This window comes from Amycolatopsis sp. NPDC114504, assembly GCF_055633595.1.
Map to the genome: position 1 here is coordinate 1,281,136 of NZ_JBVKDU010000002.1, position 19,737 is coordinate 1,300,872.

Annotated in this window: 19 protein-coding genes and 1 pseudogene; 12 read left to right on the forward strand and 8 right to left on the reverse strand. The window is 70.5% G+C overall.

The window, feature by feature from the left end; genetic code table 11:
• The first annotated feature begins 511 nt into the window (after window positions 1-511).
• Entirely contained in the window at window positions 512-718 is a 207-nt protein-coding gene (locus ACZ7PG_RS18005) for a hypothetical protein (protein ID WP_470240835.1), read from the forward strand.
• Window positions 719-2,488: 1,770 nt separating this feature from the next.
• Here ACZ7PG_RS18005 and ACZ7PG_RS18010 read toward each other — a convergent pair.
• The 4 genes and pseudogenes from ACZ7PG_RS18010 to ACZ7PG_RS18025 all read right to left on the reverse strand — a co-directional run.
• Window positions 2,489-2,920: pseudogene (locus tag ACZ7PG_RS18010) on the reverse strand (WXG100 family type VII secretion target); the annotation flags it as partial.
• A gap of 9 nt (window positions 2,921-2,929) precedes the next feature.
• Entirely contained in the window at window positions 2,930-3,253 is a 324-nt protein-coding gene (locus ACZ7PG_RS18015) for a WXG100 family type VII secretion target (RefSeq protein WP_470240154.1), read from the reverse strand.
• Window positions 3,253-3,789, reverse strand: a complete 537-nt coding sequence (locus tag ACZ7PG_RS18020) for a YbaB/EbfC family nucleoid-associated protein (RefSeq protein WP_470240155.1) — start codon at window positions 3,787-3,789, stop codon at window positions 3,253-3,255. Before ACZ7PG_RS18020 ends, ACZ7PG_RS18015 begins: the two co-directional genes overlap by 1 nt.
• Window positions 3,790-3,931: 142 nt before the next feature.
• Window positions 3,932-5,224: an MFS transporter gene (locus ACZ7PG_RS18025; RefSeq protein ID WP_470240156.1), complete on the reverse strand. Its 1,293-nt coding sequence runs from the start codon at window positions 5,222-5,224 to the stop codon at window positions 3,932-3,934.
• Between the two features lie 203 nt (window positions 5,225-5,427).
• On the opposite strand from ACZ7PG_RS18025, the gene ACZ7PG_RS18030 reads away from it, so the two are divergent.
• The gene (locus tag ACZ7PG_RS18030; protein WP_470240157.1) at window positions 5,428-6,009 is read left to right on the forward strand and encodes a YqgE/AlgH family protein; all 582 of its coding nucleotides are present in this window, start codon (window positions 5,428-5,430) and stop codon (window positions 6,007-6,009) included.
• Here ACZ7PG_RS18030 and ACZ7PG_RS18035 read toward each other — a convergent pair.
• Entirely contained in the window at window positions 6,006-6,425 is a 420-nt protein-coding gene (locus tag ACZ7PG_RS18035) for an SdpI family protein (RefSeq protein ID WP_470240158.1), read from the reverse strand. The genes ACZ7PG_RS18030 and ACZ7PG_RS18035 overlap by 4 nt on opposite strands.
• 66 nt (window positions 6,426-6,491) lie before the next feature.
• Between ACZ7PG_RS18035 and ACZ7PG_RS18040 the strand changes: the two genes are divergently transcribed.
• From ACZ7PG_RS18040 to ACZ7PG_RS18050, 3 genes are all read left to right on the forward strand, one after another.
• Window positions 6,492-7,652 carry an esterase-like activity of phytase family protein gene (locus tag ACZ7PG_RS18040; RefSeq protein WP_470240159.1) on the forward strand — a complete coding sequence of 387 codons (1,161 nt, stop codon included), beginning with the start codon at window positions 6,492-6,494 and terminating at the stop codon, window positions 7,650-7,652.
• Window positions 7,653-7,806: 154 nt separating this feature from the next.
• On the forward strand, window positions 7,807-10,662 hold the full coding sequence (gene leuS, locus ACZ7PG_RS18045; protein WP_470240160.1) for a leucine--tRNA ligase: 2,856 nt from the start codon (window positions 7,807-7,809) through the stop codon (window positions 10,660-10,662).
• A gap of 90 nt (window positions 10,663-10,752) precedes the next feature.
• Window positions 10,753-11,490, forward strand: coding sequence for an SDR family oxidoreductase (locus ACZ7PG_RS18050; protein ID WP_470240161.1), 738 nt, complete (start codon window positions 10,753-10,755; stop codon window positions 11,488-11,490).
• Window positions 11,491-11,495: 5 nt separating this feature from the next.
• Here ACZ7PG_RS18050 and ACZ7PG_RS18055 read toward each other — a convergent pair whose 3' ends face one another.
• The 3 genes from ACZ7PG_RS18055 to ACZ7PG_RS18065 form a co-directional block, all read right to left on the reverse strand.
• The gene (locus ACZ7PG_RS18055) at window positions 11,496-12,233 is read right to left on the reverse strand and encodes a TetR/AcrR family transcriptional regulator (RefSeq protein WP_470240162.1); all 738 of its coding nucleotides are present in this window, start codon (window positions 12,231-12,233) and stop codon (window positions 11,496-11,498) included.
• 72 nt (window positions 12,234-12,305) lie between these two features.
• The gene (locus ACZ7PG_RS18060; RefSeq protein ID WP_470240163.1) at window positions 12,306-12,758 is read right to left on the reverse strand and encodes a DUF3558 family protein; all 453 of its coding nucleotides are present in this window, start codon (window positions 12,756-12,758) and stop codon (window positions 12,306-12,308) included.
• Complete coding sequence (locus ACZ7PG_RS18065; RefSeq protein ID WP_470240164.1) at window positions 12,713-12,940, reverse strand: hypothetical protein; 228 nt, start codon at window positions 12,938-12,940, stop codon at window positions 12,713-12,715. The genes ACZ7PG_RS18060 and ACZ7PG_RS18065 overlap by 46 nt, the downstream gene beginning before the upstream one ends.
• Before the next feature lie 182 nt (window positions 12,941-13,122).
• On the opposite strand from ACZ7PG_RS18065, the gene ACZ7PG_RS18070 reads away from it, so the two are divergent.
• The 7 genes from ACZ7PG_RS18070 to ptsP all read left to right on the forward strand — a co-directional run bounded on the left by ACZ7PG_RS18070 (window position 13,123) and on the right by ptsP (window position 19,637).
• The gene (locus ACZ7PG_RS18070; protein ID WP_470240165.1) at window positions 13,123-13,644 is read left to right on the forward strand and encodes a YbaB/EbfC family nucleoid-associated protein; all 522 of its coding nucleotides are present in this window, start codon (window positions 13,123-13,125) and stop codon (window positions 13,642-13,644) included.
• 27 nt (window positions 13,645-13,671) lie between these two features.
• Window positions 13,672-13,995 (forward strand): hypothetical protein, encoded by a 324-nt coding sequence (locus tag ACZ7PG_RS18075; protein WP_470240166.1) that lies wholly within the window; start codon window positions 13,672-13,674, stop codon window positions 13,993-13,995.
• Window positions 13,988-14,971, forward strand: a complete 984-nt coding sequence (locus ACZ7PG_RS18080) for a WXG100 family type VII secretion target (RefSeq protein ID WP_470240167.1) — start codon at window positions 13,988-13,990, stop codon at window positions 14,969-14,971. The genes ACZ7PG_RS18075 and ACZ7PG_RS18080 overlap by 8 nt, the downstream gene beginning before the upstream one ends.
• A gap of 43 nt (window positions 14,972-15,014) precedes the next feature.
• Entirely contained in the window at window positions 15,015-16,034 is a 1,020-nt protein-coding gene (locus tag ACZ7PG_RS18085) for a hypothetical protein (RefSeq protein WP_470240168.1), read from the forward strand.
• A gap of 307 nt (window positions 16,035-16,341) precedes the next feature.
• Window positions 16,342-17,211: a ribokinase gene (locus ACZ7PG_RS18090; RefSeq protein ID WP_470240169.1), complete on the forward strand. Its 870-nt coding sequence runs from the start codon at window positions 16,342-16,344 to the stop codon at window positions 17,209-17,211.
• A gap of 28 nt (window positions 17,212-17,239) precedes the next feature.
• Window positions 17,240-17,977 carry a hypothetical protein gene (locus ACZ7PG_RS18095; RefSeq protein ID WP_470240170.1) on the forward strand — a complete coding sequence of 246 codons (738 nt, stop codon included), beginning with the start codon at window positions 17,240-17,242 and terminating at the stop codon, window positions 17,975-17,977.
• The gene (gene ptsP / locus ACZ7PG_RS18100) at window positions 17,970-19,637 is read left to right on the forward strand and encodes a phosphoenolpyruvate--protein phosphotransferase (RefSeq protein ID WP_470240171.1); all 1,668 of its coding nucleotides are present in this window, start codon (window positions 17,970-17,972) and stop codon (window positions 19,635-19,637) included. Before ACZ7PG_RS18095 ends, ptsP begins: the two co-directional genes overlap by 8 nt.
• Window positions 19,638-19,737 lie beyond the last annotated feature (100 nt).

Consider the following 19,737-nt stretch of genomic DNA (forward strand, 5'->3'; position numbering starts at 1 on the left):
CGAAAGGCCCCTGCGGCCCCCGGGGCAAACGCTCCTGCGGCGGCCCGAACCGCGGCGGCGGAACCTGCGGCGGCCCCACCGGACGCGCCGGACCCAGCCGCGGATCGTGTGGCGGCATCGGCGGCCGTCCACTCGGCGGTGGCGGCATAGGCGGCCGTCCGCCAGGTCCCGGCCCCTGCGGCCCCCGCGGCTGGTTCGGGTACCCCGCAGGACGCTGCCCACCAGGCACCCCCGCATGCGGCGGCCCAGCCGGAGGCCGCGGCGGCATTCGCCGCGGATCGTTCGAAGGCATCCCACCCTGCGGCGGCTGCCCTCGGTGAGCCTGCCCACCGAGCGGCGGTTGCCCATTGTGCGGCGGTTGCGTCCCGTGCGGCGGCTGCCCTGTGTGCGGGGGTTGCGTCCCGTGCGGAGGTTGCCCGCCATGCGCAGGCTGCGCGCCGTGCGGAGGTTGTCCACTGCGTGGCGGCTGCCCACCGTCTGACGGCTGCGCACCGCGAGTCGGCTGCCCACCGTGTGGAAGCTGCCCGCCGAACGGCGCCTGACCTCCCGGCAGCCGTTGGCCACCGTGAAGCGGTTGCCCGCTGTGCGGTGGCTGTCCGCTCTGCGGCTGCCCGCCATGTGGCTGGGCGCCGTGCAGTGGCTGCCCACCCTGCGGTTGTCCGCCGTGCGGTTGCTGGCCGGGCTGCGGTTGCCCACCCTGCGACTGCCCGCCGTGTAGCGGGCCGCTCTGCGGTTGCCCACCTTGGGACTGGACGCCGCGCGGTTGCTGGTTGGCCTGCGGCTGGCCGCCGTTCGGTGATTGCCCGCCGTGCGATTGCTGGCCGGCCTGCCCGCCGTGCGGTGGCTGGCTGCTCTGCGGTTGTCCGCCGTGTGGCTGGACGCCTTGGGGCGGTCGCCCACCCGGCGGCGCCGACGGTTGGCCATGCATCGGCTGGCCGCCCGGTGGCATCCGGCGCGGGTCCTGCGGTGGCATTCGACGGGGCTGCTCGTGCGTCGGCTGGCCGCCGCGCGGAGGCATCGGGGCCTGCTGGGCCGGGCCGCCCGCGCGTCCTGGTGCACCTCCGCCGCCAGGCATTCCGCCTGGTGGGGGTGGTGCGAATCCGCCTTGGGACGGGCCCTGCTGGGGCGATGGTCCGTTCTGGAACGGCGTCGTCCCCCCATCGGCTGCGAATGGCTGGTTCGTGCCGCCGGTGAAGCCGGCCGCTCCGACGTTGTCCTGCGGGCGTCCACCGGTCTGACGGCCTGGTTCCGGGCCTGCTGCCGGTGGGGCCATGCCGTAGCCGCCGTTCGACGGTGCGCTTGGCGTCGCGCCGTGTGATGAGATCGCACCCGTCGAAGGTGCCGGCTGGCTTGGTGATGGGGCCGGGGCTGGGGGCTGTTGCTGAGGTGCCGGACTTTCGGACGCCGCCCTGGCTTCGGGCTGCTGCGGACGTTCTGACTGCTGGACCTGGTCGGCACTCGGACGCGGCCCATCGGGCTGCTGGGGCTCATCCGCCGTCTGCCTCGGCTCGACCGTCTGGCGTTCCGGCTCCTGAGCCGGCGCGCTGTCCGCGCGTTGCTCAGGTTCGCGACGGGACTCCGGCTCAGGCGCCGCCTCACGCCGTGGCTCTTCAGCGCGCGACTCCGGTTCGGACGACGGCTCCCGCCGCGCCTCCTCAGCGCGCGACTCGGGCTCTCGCGACGGTTCTTCACCGCGTGATTCAGGACCCGACGAGGGTTCTTCACCCCGCGACGGCGGTTCTTCGCCCCGCGACTCAGACCGCGACGACGGTTCCTCACCCCGCGACTCCGGCCCCCGAGAAGGCTCCTCCCCACGCGACTCCGGCTCAGCCGACGGCTCCCGCGACTCAGACTCGCCCCGCGACTCAGGCTCCGAAGCCGACCCCGGCTCCCCATCCGAACCAGCCCCCGACCGAGACTCCCCCGAATCCCCAGCCCCACCCGCATCCCGCGGAATGTTCGCCTCATGAACCGAGTGCATCTGCTCCTTGGCGCCCCCAACCGCACCCCCCACAGCCCCACTGGAAGCCCCAGTCAGCAACTGCTCAGGCGTCAAAGACCCCAAATCCCCAGTAACCGCCGCCTGCCCAACGGTCTGCGCAACCCCCTCAACAGCCCCCCGAGCCCCAGCCCGCATAGCCGCGTCCGCGACCTGACCACCAGCAGAATGCGAAAGCCCCTCAGTAGCCCCCCGCCCGATCGACCCCGAGGCAGCCCCCACCACACCACCGACAGCACCGGAGATCGCCGCATCCGATGTCTTCGACCAGTCCCAGCTCTGGCGATCCCCCTTCGCCATCTGCAGGCCCTGGATGCCCGCGTCCATCCCCAGGTTGATGGCCTCGTTCTTGAGGACCTCCATGCCGATCTTCTTGAGACCCTGCTTGAGCAGCTTCTCCAGCAGCTCCTTCGCGACCTGCTTGAACCCCTGCTGCGCCAGCTTCTCGAGCAGCTGCCGGAACAGCATCTGCACGGTCATCCGCGTCGCGACCTGGGCCGGTGCGATGCCCGCCGTCGAACCGCCGAACGTCACCGCTGCCGCTGCGATCATCGCCGCGATCTGGGCCGCCAGCACGATCAGCGAGATGATGATCATGTACTTCGTGTACTCGACGTCCAGTGCCGTCTGGTCGCACGAATCCCCGAGGGCCTTCGTCGCGTCGGTCAGCTGCTTGAAGTACGCCTCGTCGCCCTCGACGAACTTCTTCCACTGCTCCACGAACGCGTCGGCGCCGTCGCCCGTCCAGTTGTCGCGGATGCCGGATGCCGCCTGGTTACCGGCCTCCGATGCCGGGGCGATCGCCGCGGATGCCGTGTGCCACGCGTCCCTCAACGCGCGCAGCTTGGTCTCGTCGCCCTCGGGCCAGCTCTCCCCGACGACGATCGGCAGCAGCCACTTGACCGCGTCGGGCATCTCCATACCCACGGGTCATTGCCCCTTGCCGAGCTGCGAAGTCACGTCTTCGTCGGCGCCCGACAGCGCCTTCATCGACTTGGCGACGTTCTGCTGCATCCCGCGCAACCCCTGCACGAGGTTGCCGAAACCTTCGACGGCGCCCTGCGAACCGGGCACGTAGTCCTTGGCGAACTCCTTGCCGGAGTCGTCGTCGCCCCAGCACGCGCCCTGCGCGTCGAGGGCACCCTGCAACGCCTTAAGTGCGCTGTCCAGGCCGTCCGCCGCCTTGGTCAGGCCGTTCGACGCGCTCAGGACGGCGTCGGGTTCCGCGGTGAACCCGGAGCCCCCTGCGGGCATCAGTCGCCCCTCGTCATCCAGGACGACGGTGGCTCCTCGTCCTCGTCACGCGGCGGGCGGACGCGCTTCGGAGTCGGCTTGGGTGCGGGCATCGGGGGCGGCACGGCCTCGTTGCGCAGGATCGGGCCGCCTTCTTCGTACGAGTTCTGCGGCGCTTCCTCGGGCGTCTCGTCGAACGAAGGGATCTGCGGCACCAGCCCGGCCAGCGACGGCGCTCCTTCGACGAGGTCCGCGAGGTCCGGCAAGCCCTCCGTGATCGGCGCCATGAGGTCCGCGATCTTCTGCTTGACCTGCAGCGATCCCTGGCGCACCACCGTCTGGACGGTGTTCGCGAGCTGCGCCGGAGTCGTGCGTTCGAACGCGTTCGGCGCGAACTCGAGCTTCGCGAGGCTGCCGCCGGCGTCGATGGTGGCGCGGACCAGTCCGTCGGACGAGCTCACCTGAGCGGTGGTTTCCGCGGCCGCGGCCTGGGCGTCACGCAGCTGCGCGGTCTGCCGCTCGAAGTTCTCCAGGAGGGTGTCCATCTGGTCCTTCATCGCGGCATTGCGTGCTTCGAGCCGTGCACGGTCGTCGCCCGCGGTGGTCACAGGTGCCCCCGGTGTCCCTCGAACCTACTAATGACTTGCCGTCACCCTAATGCCAATGGAGCAGTCACCGTGACCGGTTCGTGGTTTTCCCTCACCGGACCGTCCGGCGCCGCGCCACGGCGTACCCGGCGCCGCCGACCAGGTAGCAGACGGTCGCCGCGATGAGCAGGCCCGGCGAACGGCCGTCGTCCGGCACGACCAGCGCACCCAGGGAAACCGCCGCCACCTGCGTGATGTTGAAGAGCGTGTCGTAGAGCGCGAACACCCGGCCGCGGGCTTCGTCGGCGACGTCGAGCTGGATCGACGAGTCGACGCAGAGCTTCAGCACCTGCCCGGCCCCGGTGATGACGAACGACGCGAGCAGCGCCAGCGGCAGCACCATCGGCAGGCCCAGCGCGGACTGTGCGATCGCGGCGAGCAGCAGCGCGCCGAGCACCGCGCGCAGCCGGCCGAACTTGCGGATCAGCCGCGCGGTCAGCAGGCCGGCGATCAGCAGGCCGGCGCCGGCGAGCGCGGCCATCTGCCCGAGCCCGGGCAGGCCGGCGCGGAAGAGGCCGTGGTCGGTGAAGTAGTTCCGCATCATCAGCACGGTGACCAGCAGCGACACCCCGAACGACGCCCGGTGCGCGAACAACGCGATGAACCCGGCCGTGACGCTCGGCGCGCGCCAGGCGTGCCTCGCGCCGTCGGCCAGCCCGCGCGCGACGGCCAGCACGGGGTTCGGCGGCTCGTCGACCACCGACGGCCCGAGCACACCGCGGGCGAAGCCGCGCGCGATGAACGCCGAGACCAGCGTGCCGAGGACGGCGAACACCGTGGTCTCGGCCGAGCCGACGTCGTTGCTGCCGAACAGCGCCCGCAACCCGATCGCGCAGCCACCGCCGATGACGGCGATCACCGAGCCGAGCGTCGTGGCGAAGGCGTTCGCCGTCACGACGCTCTCCTTCTCCACGACGTGCGGCAGCGACGCCGAAAGCCCGGAGCCGATGAAGCGTGAGATCCCTTCCGCGGCCAGTGCCAGCGAAAACAGGCCGAGCCCGCCGAACCCGAAGCCGACGGCGGCGGACGCCAAGACAATCGCCAAGCCACGCAGGAGGTTCGCGAAGATGAGGACTTTCCGGCGGTCCCAGCGATCGAGCAGGGCTCCGGCGAACGGTCCGACGACGGAGTACGGGAGCAGCAACGCCGCGAACCCGCCGGCGATGGCCAATGGATCGGCGGCACGCTCAGGGTTGAACAGCACGGCTCCGGCGAGACCCGCGCGGAAGACGCCGTCACCCCAGCTGGCGGCGAACCGCGTGAAGAGGAGACGTCTGAAGTCGGGATCTTTGAGCAGCTCCCGGGGGCCTCGCCGGGTGGTAGCCGCTCCGGTGCTGATCGTCACGGAGCAAGAGTAGAGGGTGGCCGGCGCACTCAGCCTCGCCTCTCGGCGGCTATGCGCAGTGTGGCTCCTGCCGGACGGTATTCCACAAAGGCGGTTCTTCAGTGAGCCCGGGGGACACGGAGTGCGCCGACCACTGTTTCAAACGAGGCTGCTGAGGCGATTGTTCCCGAGCCGAAGTAATTCGCCGGGCCAGAGGTGAGATCATGGGTCGCGTGCCAGCGGACGCCGAGGTTGAGCCGGGAACGCTCCTGGTCGCCGCCCCCACGATGGTCGACCCCAACTTCCGGCGGACCGTCGTGTTCGTCATCGATCACCGCGACGAAGGCACGCTCGGCGTGGTCCTGAACCGGCCGAGCGACGTCGCGGTGCACGACGTACTGCCCAACTGGGGCGGCCACGTCGCCGAGCCGCAGGCGGTGTTCGTCGGCGGGCCGGTCGAGAAGAAAACCGCGCTGTGCCTGGCCGCCTTGCGCACCGGCGAGACGGCGGCGAGCGTGCCGGGCGTCATCGCGGTCCGTGGCCCGGTCGCGCTCGTCGACCTGGACACCGATCCCGAGGCGCTGGTGCCGAAGGTCCGCGGCGTGCGCGTCTTCGCCGGGTACGCGGGCTGGGACTCCGGTCAGCTGGCCGGTGAGATCGAGCGCGACGACTGGGTCATCGTGCCCGCGCTGCCGAGCGACATCCTCGCGTCACCGAGCGGCGACCTGTGGAGCCAGGTGCTGCGCCGCCAGGGCGTCCCGATCGCGCTGCTGGCCACCCATCCGGGCGACCTCCAGCGGAATTAGGCTTCGTCCTTCTTGAAGACCCCGCAGCCGCCGGAGCCGCACGCGCAGCCGGTGCAGCCCGCGGGCGCCGCCGGAGCCGGCACGGGCACGGTCAGCGCGGCCCGGTTGCCGAGCACCCCGCCGCCCATGACCAGCAGGAGCATGGCGAGCACGCCGGCGAGCGCGGCGGAGATCAGGCCACCGGTCGTCGGCATCGCGAGCCCGGCCAGCCCGGTGAGCACGGAGATCGCGCCACCGGCCATGGTCGGCAGCCCCGCGATGCGGTTGGCCAGCTTGAACGCTTCTTCGCTGCGCAGCGCGGCTTGCGTGCGCACCCCGGTGCCGCCCTCGCGCGTCAAGCGCTCACGGAACCCGAGGAACCCACCAAAGCCGACGAGCAGACCCAGCACGACCGGAACCAGCGCGATAGCGAACACGAGGTCAAGGATAAGCGTGACGTCCTGGCAACCTGGCGGATACCCTGATCGACTGTGCTACAGGCCATGTCACCGCGCGTACTGCCCACTGTGTTGACCGCTGCCCTGATCGGGGGACTCGTCGCCGCAACACCGGCGAGCGCTACCGAAAGTCACCAGCGGCCCGTCCGTCTGCTCGGCGAGCAGATCGTCCCCAACTCCCTGCTCTTCCAGGGCACGGTGGTCGGCGGCCTCTCCAGCATCGACTACGACCCCCGGACCGGCGGATACGCCCTGATCTGCGACGACCGGTCCGCGATCAACCCCGCCCGCTTCTACACGGCGACCTTCCCGGTGTCGGGCGACGGCGTCGGCCCGGTGACCTTCACCGGCACGAAGCCGCTGCTGCGCCCGGACGGCACGCCGTACCCGCCGCTCGCGCAGAACGACCCGTCGAAGCCGCAGAACGAGCAGACGATCGACCCCGAAGAGCTGCGCGTCGACCCGTGGACCGGCGACTACTACTGGTCGCAGGAGGGCGAGCGCACCGCGACGACGTTGATCGACCCGTCGATCCGCGAGGCGCGCCGCGACGGAAAATACGTCCGCGACCTGCCGATCCCGGCGAACGAGAAGATGACGCCGACCGCGGGCCCGCGGCAGAACCTCGTGCTCGAGGGCCTCACCTTCACCGGTTTCGGCTCGCTGATCGCCAGCGACGTCGAAGGCCCGCTCCTGCAGGACGGCCCGGAGTCGACCCGCACGACCGGCGGCGTCTCCCGGATCACCCTGCAGTCGCGCTTCGGCCCGGTCCTGGCGCAGTACGCGTACCCGCAGGAGCCGATTTTCGCGTCACCGGTCCCCGCTGGCGCGTTCGCGACGACCGGCGTCTCCTCGATGCTGGCCGTCGACCAGGCCGACCCGACGAAGTTCCTGATGATGGAACGCTCGTTCGTCACCGGCGTCGGCAACAAGGTGCGCGTCTACGAGATCGACACGAAGGGCGCGACGAACGTCCTGAACGTGAAGTCCCTGGCCGACGCGAAGCACGTCAAGCCGGTCAAGAAGCGCTTCCTCTTCGACGCCGCCGACCTCGGGCTGTCCACTGTGGACAACCTGGAGGGCATGACGTGGGGCCCGAAGCTGCCGAACGGCGAGCGCAGCTTGATCATCGTCAGCGACAACAACTTCTCGGCCACTCAGGTCACCCAGTTCGCCGCACTGGCGGTCCCCTCGGAACGGCTTTGACCAGCAAGTTACGATGAACATATGAACACGGCTCGGCTGCTCCTTAGCCTGCCGCGCTGACCGGGCCCGGCCCGGCCGGCGCGGCGACCCCTCATGCCCTGGTGGCTGAGGGGTCGAGTTGTTTCTGGAGTGGCGAAACCGAAGGATGACGGCGATGACTGAGGCGACCGGGACCGACGTCCCCGCGCACCGCTACACGGCCGCGCTGGCCGGCCAGATCGAGCAGCGCTGGCAGGACCACTGGGCCGACCAGGGGACCTTCCACGCGCCGAACCCGGTCGGGCCGCTCGCGGTCGAGGGGCAGCCGGTCCCCAGCGACAAGCTGTTCGTCCAGGACATGTTCCCGTACCCGTCGGGCTCCGGCCTGCACGTCGGGCACCCGCTGGGCTTCATCAGCACCGACGTCTTCGCCCGGTACCACCGGATGATCGGGCGCAACGTGCTGCACACGATGGGCTTCGACGCGTTCGGCCTGCCGGCCGAGCAGTACGCGGTCCAGACCGGGCAGCACCCGCGCAAGACGACCGAGGAGAACATCCGGACCTACCTGCGCCAGATCCGGCGCCTGGGCCTGGGCCACGACGAACGCCGTCGCATCTCCACGATCGACCCCGAGTACTACCGCTGGACGCAGTGGATCTTCCTGCGGATCTTCAACTCCTGGTACGACACCGAGGCCGGCAAGGCGCGGCCGATCGCCGAGCTGGAAGCCGCGTTCGCCGACGGCTCGCGCCCCACGCCGGACGGTCGTGACTGGGCGTCGCTGAGCGCGTCCGAGCGCAAGACGATCATCGACGACCACCGGCTGGTCTACATCTCCGAGGCGCCGGTCAACTGGTGTCCGGGCCTGGGCACGGTGCTGTCGAACGAAGAGGTCACCGCCGACGGCCGCAGCGAGCGCGGCAACTTCCCCGTCTTCCGCCGCAACCTGCGCCAGTGGATGATGCGGATCACCGCGTACGCCGACCGCCTGGTCGACGACCTGGACCTGCTGGACTGGCCCGAGAAGGTCAAGTCCATGCAGCGGAACTGGATCGGCCGCTCGCACGGTGCCCGCGTCACCTTCAAGGCGGGCGACGACGCGATCGAGGTCTTCACGACCCGTCCGGACACCCTGTTCGGCGCGACGTACATGGTGCTGGCGCCGGAACATCCGCTGGTCGACAAGCTGACGTCGGCCGAGTGGCCGTCCGACGTGGACGAGCGCTGGACCGGTGGCGCCGCGACGCCCGCCGAGGCCATCAAGGAGTACCGCGTCGCCGCCTCCCGCAAGTCCGAGCTGGACCGGCAGGAGAACAAGGAGAAGACCGGCGTCTTCACCGGTGCGTACGCGACGAACCCGGTCAACGACAAGCAGATCCCGATCTTCGTCGCCGACTACGTGCTGATGGGCTACGGCACCGGCGCGATCATGGCCGTCCCCGGCCAGGACGTCCGCGACTGGGAGTTCGCCGAGAAGTTCGGGCTGGACATCATCCGGACCGTGCAGCCCTCGGAAGGCTTCGACGGCAAGGCGTTCACCGGCGACGGCCCGGCGATCAACTCTCGGCAAGAAAATGGACTCAGCCTGGATGGCATGGACGTCGCCGAGGCCAAGAAGACGATCATCGACTGGCTGGCCGAAAAGGGCGCTGGCGTCGGCACCGTGCAGTTCAAGCTGCGCGACTGGCTGTTCTCGCGCCAGCGCTACTGGGGCGAGCCGTTCCCGGTGGTCTACGACGAGGACGGCGAAGTCCACGCCGTCCCCGAGTCGATGCTGCCGATCGAGCTGCCCGAGGTCGCCGACTACTCGCCGGTGACGTTCGACCCCGAGGACCGCGACTCGATGCCGTCGTCCCCGCTGGCCCGCGCGACCGACTGGGTCGAGGTCGAGCTGGACCTGGGTGACGGCCCGAAGACCTACCGCCGTGACATCAACACGATGCCGAACTGGGCGGGTTCGTGCTGGTACCAGCTGCGCTACCTGGACCCGACGAACGCGGAGACGTTCTGCGCGCCGGAAAACGAGGCGTACTGGATGGGCCCGCGGCCGGGTGAGTACGGCGCGGACGACACCGGCGGCGTCGACCTGTACGTCGGCGGCGTCGAGCACGCGGTGCTGCACCTGCTGTACTCGCGGTTCTGGCACAAGGTGCTGTTCGACCTGGGCCACGTGACGTCCAAGGAACCGTACCGGAAGCTGTTCAACCAGGGCTACATCGAGGCGTACGCGTACACGGACGCGCGCGGCGTCTACGTCCCGGCCGAGCAGGTCGAGGAGCGCGGCGGGAAGTACTTCTTCAACGACGAAGAGGTCACCCAGGAGTACGGCAAGATGGGCAAGAGCCTGAAGAACGTCGTCACGCCGGACGAGATGGCCGAGAACTACGGCGCCGACACGTTCCGGTTCTACGAGATGTCGATGGGGCCGCTGGCCATGTCGCGCCCGTGGGCGACCAAGGACGTCGTGGGCGCGCACCGGTTCCTGCAGCGGCTGTGGCGCCTGGTCGTCGACGAGACGACCGGCGAGCTGCGAGTGTCCACTGAGGACGCTTCGGAGGCGGACCGCAAGGTGCTGCACAAGACCATCGCGGGCGTCCGCGAGGACTACGCGGAGATGCGGTTCAACACCGCTGGCGCGAAGCTGATCGAGCTGAACAACCACGTCACCAAGGTGTACGGCGCCGGCGCGTCGACGCCGCGCGAGCTGGCCGAGCCGCTGGTGCTGATGCTGGCGCCGCTGGCCCCGCACCTGGCGGAGGAGCTGTGGCACCGGCTGGGCCACGCGGATTCGCTGGTGCAGGGCCCGTTCCCGGTGGTGGACGAGAAGTACCTGGTCGAGGACTCGGTCGAGTACCCGATCCAGGTCAACGGCAAGGTCCGCTCCCGCGTCACGGTGCCGGCGGACGCCGCGCCGGACGCGGTCCAGGCGGCGGCGCTGGCGGACGAGAAGGTGGCGGCACTGGTCGGCGGCGGCACTCCGCGCAAGGTGATCGTGGTGCCGGGCAAGCTGGTCAACATCGTCCTGTAGCGCTCTGTCGGAAAGCCGCCGGTACTGCTTGCGTGTTCTCGATTTGATTGAACGGTCAAGGAAAACCGTTCGATCGAAGGAGAACCGGGGATGACCCTCGACGGCAAGGTGGCGCTGGTGACGGGCGGCAGCCGTGGCATCGGCGCGGCCACGGCACTGCGGCTCGCCGAGGACGGCGCCGACGTCGCGCTGACGTACGTGAACAACGTCGCGCGGGCGGCCGAGGTGGTCGAGCAGATCAAGAACCTCGGCCGTCGCGCGCTGGCGATCCAGGCGGACTCGGCGGACGTGTCCGCGGTGTCGGCGGCGGTTTCGGCGACGGTCGCCGAGTTCGGCCGGCTGGACGTGCTGGTCAACAACGCGGGTGCCGGTTTCGTCGGCGCTTTCGGCGAGACCGCGCTCGAGGACGTCGACCGCGTGCTGGCGGTGAACGTCCGCGGCGTGTTCGCGGCGACGCAGGCCGCGGCCGGCGTCCTGGGTGACGGCGGCCGCGTGATCACGATCGGCAGCTGCGTCACGGACCGCGTGCCCGGCCCGGGCATGGCGCTGTACGCGACGAGCAAGGCGGCGATGGTCGGCCTGACCAAGGCACTGGCGCGGGAGCTCGGCCCGCGCGGCATCACGGTCAACCTGGTCCACCCGGGCCCGACGGACACGGACATGAACCCGGCCGACGGCCCGTACGCGGCCGACCAGCGGGCTCTGACGGCGTTCGACCGCTACGGGACCCCGTCCGAGGTGGCCGCCGCGGTGTCCTACCTGGCTTCGCCGGCGTCCGCGTACATCACGGCGGCGACGCTGTCGGTGGACGGCGGCCACGCGGCCTAGCCGTCCTAGCCGGAGTAGAGCCCGATCTCCCGGGCGAGGTCGATGAGCATCGCCTCGAACAGGACGTCCGGCTTCGACATGGGGATCGGGTAGTTGCCGAAGACCTCGAGCGTGACGTGCCCGTAGAGCCGGGCCCAGAACTGGATCATCAGGTACGTCACGCCGAGGTCGATCTTCTCCACCGGCACCTGCCGATCGGACTCGGCGAGCACGCTGACCAGCGACTCCTGGAACGTCTGGAGGTCGTCCCGCAGCTCGTCGGGCACCCCGCTGGCGGACGGCAGCACGATGTCGGTCCGCGCGAGCACCCGCCCGGCGGCGGCCAGGAAGATGCGCCCGAAGGGCTCGTCGACCCGGCTCAGCGCGGAGCCGGCCGCGGACCCGACCCCACCGGTCGGCGACGCGAAGACCAGCGTGAATTCCTTCGTGTGGGTGAGCGCCCACCGCCGGAAGCCCTTGCAGATGGCGAACAGCCGCATGATCCCGTCGTCCGGCAGCTCGGCGATGTCCTCCGCGAGCTCGTCGGCCAGATCGGCGCAGACGTCCAGCCGCAGGTTCTCGACGAGGTCATCCCGCGATTCGTAGTACCGGTACAGCGCGGGCGCGGTGATCCCCAGCTCCCGCGCGATGGCGCGCAGGGTGACCGCTTCGGGCCCCTGCTCGACGAGCAGCTTCCGAGCGGTCCGCCGGATGTCCTGTTCGGTAGCCGCACGCGCGCGACCCCTCCGCGTGGGGTGGCTCATCCGAACAGTCTAGGTGCTTACTACGACAAGTCTTGCATTAACGCGATCTCCGCCGTAACGAAAAGGTGCAGCTCAGGCCCGCGCCTTGAGATTGGTCAGCACGGTGTCAGCCACGCCGCGCCCGAGTTCGCACGCGTCCTTACCCGAATCGCTGCCCAAAACGAGAGAGATCGAATAGGCCAGTTCGTCCGAGACCCCGACGACGATCACGCAGCTGCGTTGGCCACTGGCGCCCACGTCGACGTAGCCGACAGCCGGATAGCCCTGGATCGGCGCCAGGTCGTCGACCCAGCGGCTGGCCTTCGGCTTTTCGACCTTGTAGGTGAGGCTGAGCCCCTGCCCGGTCTTCGTCTCGTAGGCGATCAGGATCCCGGCGCCACTTCCCGACGTGCTGGGCCAGTCGCACATCGGGCCCAGCTCGGAATCCTTGGGTTTCGCGGCGCCGGGCTGCCCGAGGTAGCCCGTCAGCTGCTCCTCGGTCAGGGCCGAATCACACGGGCTGCCCGCCAGGACCGTCGCCGGCAACGGGTGCCGGTCCGCGAACCGACGTACGCACCCGCGACCGCGCCGATCGGCCCGCCCGCGAGCAGGCCGATGCCCGCACCGCTCAGAACCTTGCCGAGCCCCTCACCGCCCGACTGGACGGCCTGCGCGATCTCCGACCCGACGTGCTTCGCAGCGTCGAGCATGTCGCCGAACAACCCCACCGAACCACGCTCCCCACGCGTTCGAGCACCCCTCGTGCGTCACGGACAATACCTCACTGATTACTCAACGTGGGAAGACTTGACCAGCCCGGGTGGGGAAACCGGAAGTGCCGCAAAACTGTCGGACCGGTGTGCCACACTCGGTCGCCGTACGGTTACTGACGTGAACAGGGGAGGTTCGCGTGACGAACCCTGAGCAACTGCTGGCGGGTTTCGAGGCCAAGATCGCCGAGGCCAAGCAGCGTGGCGACCGCATGCAGGCCGAGCTGGCCACGGTCTCCGTGTCCGAGCGCAGCCAGGACGGCCAGATCGCGGTCAAGGTCAACCACCTCGGCAACCTCGTCGGCCTGGAGATCGGGCACGGCGTGCGGGAGAAGGCGAACCTCGCCGACGAGATCCTGCGGACTGTCCGGCGTGCGCAGAGCGGACTGGCGAGCGCCGTCCAGACCGGGATGCCGTCGATCGCCGGCACCGAGACCATGAACGAGCTGGTCGGCCAGCTCCACCGCGAGTACCCGGAACCGGAGCCGCAAGGGTTCGTGGACGGCGGCTACGCGGCCCCTGCCACCGACGGGGCGCGCTTCATCGTGGAAGAGGAATCGCCACCGCCGGCGAAGCCCGAGCCGAATCCCGCCCCGCCGCGCCGGGAGCTAGGGAACGGCGCCGACGACGACTACTTCAGCGACGGCGACTACCTGCGCTAACCAGGGGCGAAGAGGGAGGGGATGACGATGAACAACCCACAGCCGGACATCCGGGTCAAGCCGGAGCAGTTGCTGAACCACGCGAAGAAGCTCGAACCGTTCGTCGACCGGTTCGCGAAGACGCTGGACGCGGCCGCCCAGGTGGTCGACCCGATGGCGTTCGGCCTCATCGGCCAGGCCTGCGGCCTCGGTGCGCTGTGCGGCGTCGCCCAGACCCTGGGGAGCGACTCCATCGGCCACGCGAAGAACGTGGCCCAGGAACAGATCGACCGCGTCCGCACCTGGTCCCAGCACGTCGACTGGTACGAGCAGGACGTCAAGGCGAACTTCGAAGGAATCCGCCTTGACTGAGAACTCGTTGGTGACCGACGCGAAGAAGAAGGTCGACGAAGGGTCCTCGGCGCTCGAAGGCGCCGGGATGGCGCAGGACTTCTGGGACGCGGCGACGAAGGCGGCCGACGGCGACTGGACGGAAGGCCTGCTCAACCTCGGTTTCGGCGCCGCGGGTGTCGCGGAGTTCCTCCAGGACCCGATCGCGGGCCTCGCCAGCATGGGGCTCGGCTGGCTGATCGAGCACGTCGAATTCCTGCGTGCCCCGCTCGACTGGGTGACCGGGAACCAGGAACAGCTCGACATCATGCAGGAGACCTGGGGAAACATCAGTGACGAGATCGACGCGGTCGCCAAGGACCTCCTGGAGACGGTCAAGGCGGACAGCGCGGAGTGGACGGGCCAAGGCGCGGACGCCTACCGCGCGTTCACGGCCGAGCTCGGCGACATGTACTCCGGGGTCGCCGGTGGTGCCAAGGCGATCTCGGTCCTGATCGACGTCTGCAAGAGCATCCTGAACGTCGTGCGCAGCGTGCTGCGTGACCTGCTCACCGAATGCATCGGCAAGCTGATCAGCATCCTCATGCGCTACCCGGGGCCCGCCGCGCCCGCGGGCCTGGCCGGCGAAGGCACGGTCGAGATCGTCAAGACCGGCGAGCGGATGACGGAGTGGCTGCGGAAACTGATGCGTGCCTTCGAAAAGGGCATCAAGCAGTTCAACGACCTCAGCGGGCTCTTCAAGAAGGTCGGCGGCAAGCTGCTCGAAGCCTTGCGGGACGCGGCTCGCGCGGCTCCCGGCATCTTCAAGGACGGGCTCAAGGAGCTGCCCAAGGCTCTCGGCGAAGAAGCCGGGAAGGAAGCGGGCAAGAAGACCGCGGGCGCTTACGACGAGGCCGACAAGAACTACCGCGAAAACCACTACAACGAAAAGAAGCCCGCGGCCGCCGAGCCGGTCTTCCAGCAGCAGGGCGGCCGGCGCATCTCCGGGTCGATCTAGCGCCGTGGTGTCGACGACTCCCGGCGAGCCGGAAACAGCCGTGGTGCGAGTCCGGCTGCCGATCCACAACCCGCCCGCCGAACTGAGGAGGGCGGCCGGGTGCATGGCGTTCTTCGGCGTCGTGTTCGCCGTCGCGGCGGGCCTGCTGGTGTGGGCCCGCAGCGAAGACCCGGTCGTGTACTGGGTCGCGCCCGTGCTCGGCGTGCTGGCGTTGCTGTGCCTGTGCTTCAAGCCGATCCTGGGGCGGTACATCCGCCGCAACGGCGCGATGGTGACGGCCAGGGTCGAGTTCGGCCCCGACGGGTTCCGGCAGCCGCTCGAAGACAAGACGACGCTCGTCCTGCCGTGGGATGACGTCCGCCGGTTCGTCTTCCGGGAAGGACAGCCGGAAGACCGGGTCGCACTGGCCGTTTTGCTGGTGGACGACGATGCGCTCCGGAACCTGAACCCCGATTGCCGGCACAGATCGGAGGACGGCTTCATCCTGACGTCGGCGATGGCCCGGGAAGAGGCCGAAAAGGCGTCGGCGGCGATCGAGCGGTACCGGCCGGGACTCGGGCGCTGGACCTCCAAGAACGTCCGGCGCGGCGGCTTCGGCGTGCCGAACCCGGTGAAGGGGCTGGTCAAACGCTGGCGCGCCGACCAGCCGGGAATCCCTGTCCGCGCCGAACAATCGTCGACCGTCCGGCTGGTCATCCTGTGGACCGCCTGGCTGACCGTCATCGCCGACTTCGTGGCGCCCGCGTTCTACGACATCCCGCCGGGAATCCCGCTGCCGGTCGCCGTGGCGATCTGGGTGCTGCTCTACCTGACGCGTTATCGGGGCGAGCTGGGCGAATTCGCCCTGACTGCCGACGCGATCACCTGGCGCCCCAAGGAAGGCGACCCGGTCTCGGTGCGGCGCGCCGACCTCGCCCGGCTGACTGTCGAGCCCTCGGCGAAGCAGGCCACCCGCCGGTACGTCGCCGTTCACGCGGTTCTCCGCGACGGTGAGGATCGGCCGCTGGCGGCGAAAGTCTCCCCGGGTGCCGCCAAACACGTACTGCGGCTGGTCGTCGCATGACCCGGCCGTCGGGGCGCCGCCGACGCCGATCACTCGGGGGGCTACGTGATCGGCGCCGGCGACATGATGCCCTGTCCGGCTCGCGCCGGCGGGGCACCGTCACCGCGGCTCGCGTGGTGACGCACCTGGAGAGCGGGACCGGTCCGCGTAGTGACGGCCGGGGGAATGACATCCCCCGATCGAGTGACGGTCATCCGCTGCTCGCATGATTGTCGCACTCAACGCCGGATAAGTTACAAAAACCTTCACTTTCCTCTTCGGCACCCTTCCCGACCTGGTCGGACGGCTTTCGTGGGACAGTGCGGGGATGAACTCCGACGTCCTCGTTGTGGGATCCGCCAATGCCGACCTCGTCGTCGCGGTGGACCGGCGGCCGGCAGGTGGCGAGACGGTGCTGGGCGGCGACACCGTGCTTTCGCCGGGCGGCAAGGGCGCCAACACCGCCGTCGCGGCGGGCCGGCTCGGGGCGGACGTCGCGTTGCTCGGGGCCGTCGGGGACGATCCCTATGGCCGGCTGCTGCTCGATTCGCTGCGGTCCGCCGGGGTCGACACCGGATTGGTCCGGACCAGCGAGCGGCCGACCGGCATCGCCTACATCACCGTGACCCCGGACGGCGAGAACGCCATCCTCGTCTCCCCCGGCGCCAACTCGAGCCTCGAGCCCGCCGACGTCGACGCCGTTTTCGACGGGGTCGAGATCATGGTGGCCTCACTCGAAGTGCCGCTGCCGACTGTCGAACACGCTGTCGCGCGGGCGGCCGAAAAGGGCGTCAAGGTGCTGCTGAACCTGTCGCCGGCGGCGAAGCTCGCCTCGAAGACGCTGGCCAAGCTCGACATCCTGCTCGTCAACGAGCACGAAGCCGCGTGGCTCACCGGGCCCGGCGAGGACTTCCGGAAGCTGCTGGACCTCGGCCCGCGCGCCGCCGTCGTCACGCTCGGCGCGGCCGGTGCGGTCGTCGTGGAGAAGGACAGCACCACCGAAGTCGGGTCGCCGAAGGTCGAAGCCGTTGACACCACCGGCGCCGGGGACGCCTTCGCCGGCGCGCTCGCGGCGTCGCTCGCCGACGGCACCGATCTCGTCTCCGCGGCGAAGCGCGCGGTGCGCGTGGCGGCCTTCAGTGTGACGCGGCACGGCGCGCAGCCGTCCTACCCGAGCGCCGCCGACCTGGGGGAATGATCATCCCGGGCCCGGTGTTGTACCTCACATGGGCGACTCGTTCGGTTCGGCCTGGTGGCGTGGCTACGCCGCCCAACTGAGGGCGATCGCGGAAGCGCGCCGGCCCGACCACCTCGCGATCATGCCGCTCGCGGAAACCCTGAAGGCGCTCGGCAAGCAGACCGAGGTCGACGAAGGCGTCTACGACGTCCCGCTGGAGGGCATCGTTGGCACGGTCGCCCGCGCCGGCGACTTCGACCGCGAGTTCCGGCCGCGCAACCGCGCGCTGCGCGACCGCTGGGACCGCCTGACGCGGACCTCCGCCGACCTTCCGCCGGTGCGGCTCGTGCGCCTCTCCGACATGTTCTTCGTCGACGACGGTCACCACCGCGTCGCCATCGCGCGTGCCCGCGGCGCCACGAAGATCCGCGCGCGGGTCCGCTGGATCAGCACGGTCGCCTGCGCGCTGCGCTGCCTGACGCTGGCGGACCTGCCGTCGAAGACCGCCGAGCGGATGTTCCTCGAGCGCGTCCCGCTGCCGGACGACGTCCGTCTCGGGCTGTGGCTCGACGACCCGGAGGACTGGTTCCGGCTCGCCGATTCGGCCGAGGCCTGGGGTTTCCGCCGTATGCTGGCCGGACGGCCGGTGCGCAGCCGCGGCGAACTGGCCGACGCCTGGTGGCACGAGGAGGTCCGGCCGGTGCTCGAACAGGTACGTGAGCGGGGCTTGCGCCCGCCACCACGAGATATCCAGACGTATCTGAGCTATGGTCTAGACCATGTCTGAGTTCGATGCCGCCTCCGCGGGGAAGAGTGCGTCGGCGGGGACCCTTTCCGGGGTCGCCGTCAGCCCCGGCCGTGCGAGTGGTCCCGTCGTCCGCGTCGCGGAGCCGCTCGGCGAGCCCGCCGCCACCCCCGCCCCGGCCGACCCCGCCGCCGAAGCCGCCCGGATCGCGCCCGCCGCCGCGATCGTCGCCGGCCGGCTCGAGAAGCAGGCCGAGACCGCCACCGGCGAGGCCGCGACGATCCTCATCACCACCGCCGCGATGGCGGCCGACCCCGCGCTCGCGTCCCAGGCCGAGCAGCTCGTCAAGACGCAGGGGCTGCCCGCCGCGCGAGCCGTCCACCAGTCCGCCGAAGGCTTCGCCGAAGCGCTGGCCGCCGCGGGCGGGTACATGGCCGAGCGCGTCCGCGACGTCCGTGACGTGCGCGACCGGCTGGTCGCCGAGCTGCTCGGCATCGCACCGCCGGGGGTGCCCGAGCTGGCGTCGCCGAGCGTGCTGGTCGCGCGCGACCTGGCCCCGGCCGACACCGCGGGCCTCGACCCGGCGAAGGTGCTCGCCCTGGTCACCGAAGAAGGCGGCCCGACCAGCCACACCGCCATCCTCGCGCGGGCGCTGGGCATCCCGGCCGTCGTCGCCGTGCGCGGCCTGCTGGCGCTGGACGCCGAAGCGCTCGCCGTCGACGGCGACGCGGGCACCGTCGCGGTCGCCGACCCGTCGGCGCCGGTTGTCACGGCGACGAAGGCTCAGCTCGCCGAGTGGAACGGCACGGGCGCGACGGCCGACGGCCACCGCGTGAAGGTCTACGGCAACGTCGGCTCCCCGGCCGACGCGCAGGCCGCGGCGGACGCGGGCGCGGAAGGCGTCGGCCTGTTCCGCACCGAGTTCTGCTACCTGGACGCCTCGGCGGAACCGTCGGTCGCCGAGCAGCGCGCGGCGTACACGGCGGTGCTCTCGCCGTTCCGCGGCAAGCCGGTGATCGTGCGGACCCTGGACGCGGGCGCCGACAAGCCGCTGGCCTTCCTCTCCCCGGAAGCCGAGCCGAACCCGGCGCTCGGCGTGCGCGGGCTGCGCGTGGCGTTCGACCGCCCCGAGGTGCTGGACCGCCAGCTCGAGGCGATCGCCGGCGCGGCGGCGGACTCCGGCGCCGAGGTTTCGGTGATGGCCCCGATGGTCGCGACGGTCGAGGAAGCCGCCTGGTTCGCCGAGCGCGTCCGCGCCGCCGGTATCGCCAGGGCCGGCGTGATGATCGAGATCCCGGCCGCGGCGCTGAGCGCCCGCGAAATTCTCGAAGCCGTCGACTTCGTGTCCGTGGGCACGAACGACCTGGCCCAGTACACGTTCGCGGCGGACCGCCAGCTGGGTGCGGTGGCGAAGCTCAACGACCCGTGGCAGCCCGGCCTCCTGCGGCTGCTGAAGCTGATCGGCGACGCGGCCAAGGCCACGGGCAAACCGGCCGGCGTGTGCGGCGAAGCGGCGGCGGATCCGAGGCTGGCGCTGGTCCTGGCCGGCCTGGGCCTGACGAGCCTGTCGATGAACGCTCCGGCGGTCCGCACGGTGGGCGCGAGCCTGGCGTCGGCGACGCTCGCGGACTGTGAGGCGCTGGCTGAAGCGGCGTTGGCGACGTCGGACCCGGCGGCGGCCCGCGCGGCGGCTCGCCCCTGATCGGCGTGGGGGACGGGCGCGGCCCCCCACTTTCAGTCTATCGGCCGTCACCGACAGTGCTGATCTGTGCGAACCTGGGTGCGCGGAGTTGTCCCGATGC

What these genes read in the sequence shown, in the direction of transcription:
- ACZ7PG_RS18015 (WP_470240154.1), bottom strand. Translation starts at nt 3,253, where the DNA reads ATGCCCGCAGGGGGCTCCGGGTTCACCGCGGAACCCGACGCCGTCCTG.
- ACZ7PG_RS18020 (WP_470240155.1), bottom strand. Translation starts at nt 3,789, where the DNA reads ATGAAGGACCAGATGGACACCCTCCTGGAGAACTTCGAGCGGCAGACC.
- ACZ7PG_RS18030 (WP_470240157.1), top strand. Translation starts at nt 5,428, where the DNA reads ATGGGTCGCGTGCCAGCGGACGCCGAGGTTGAGCCGGGAACGCTCCTG.
- ACZ7PG_RS18040 (WP_470240159.1), top strand. Translation starts at nt 6,492, where the DNA reads ATGTCACCGCGCGTACTGCCCACTGTGTTGACCGCTGCCCTGATCGGG.
- leuS (WP_470240160.1), top strand. Translation starts at nt 7,807, where the DNA reads ATGACTGAGGCGACCGGGACCGACGTCCCCGCGCACCGCTACACGGCC.
- ACZ7PG_RS18050 (WP_470240161.1), top strand. Translation starts at nt 10,753, where the DNA reads ATGACCCTCGACGGCAAGGTGGCGCTGGTGACGGGCGGCAGCCGTGGC.
- ACZ7PG_RS18055 (WP_470240162.1), bottom strand. Translation starts at nt 12,233, where the DNA reads ATGAGCCACCCCACGCGGAGGGGTCGCGCGCGTGCGGCTACCGAACAG.
- ACZ7PG_RS18075 (WP_470240166.1), top strand. Translation starts at nt 13,672, where the DNA reads ATGAACAACCCACAGCCGGACATCCGGGTCAAGCCGGAGCAGTTGCTG.
- ACZ7PG_RS18090 (WP_470240169.1), top strand. Translation starts at nt 16,342, where the DNA reads ATGAACTCCGACGTCCTCGTTGTGGGATCCGCCAATGCCGACCTCGTC.
- ACZ7PG_RS18095 (WP_470240170.1), top strand. Translation starts at nt 17,240, where the DNA reads ATGGGCGACTCGTTCGGTTCGGCCTGGTGGCGTGGCTACGCCGCCCAA.
- ptsP (WP_470240171.1), top strand. Translation starts at nt 17,970, where the DNA reads ATGTCTGAGTTCGATGCCGCCTCCGCGGGGAAGAGTGCGTCGGCGGGG.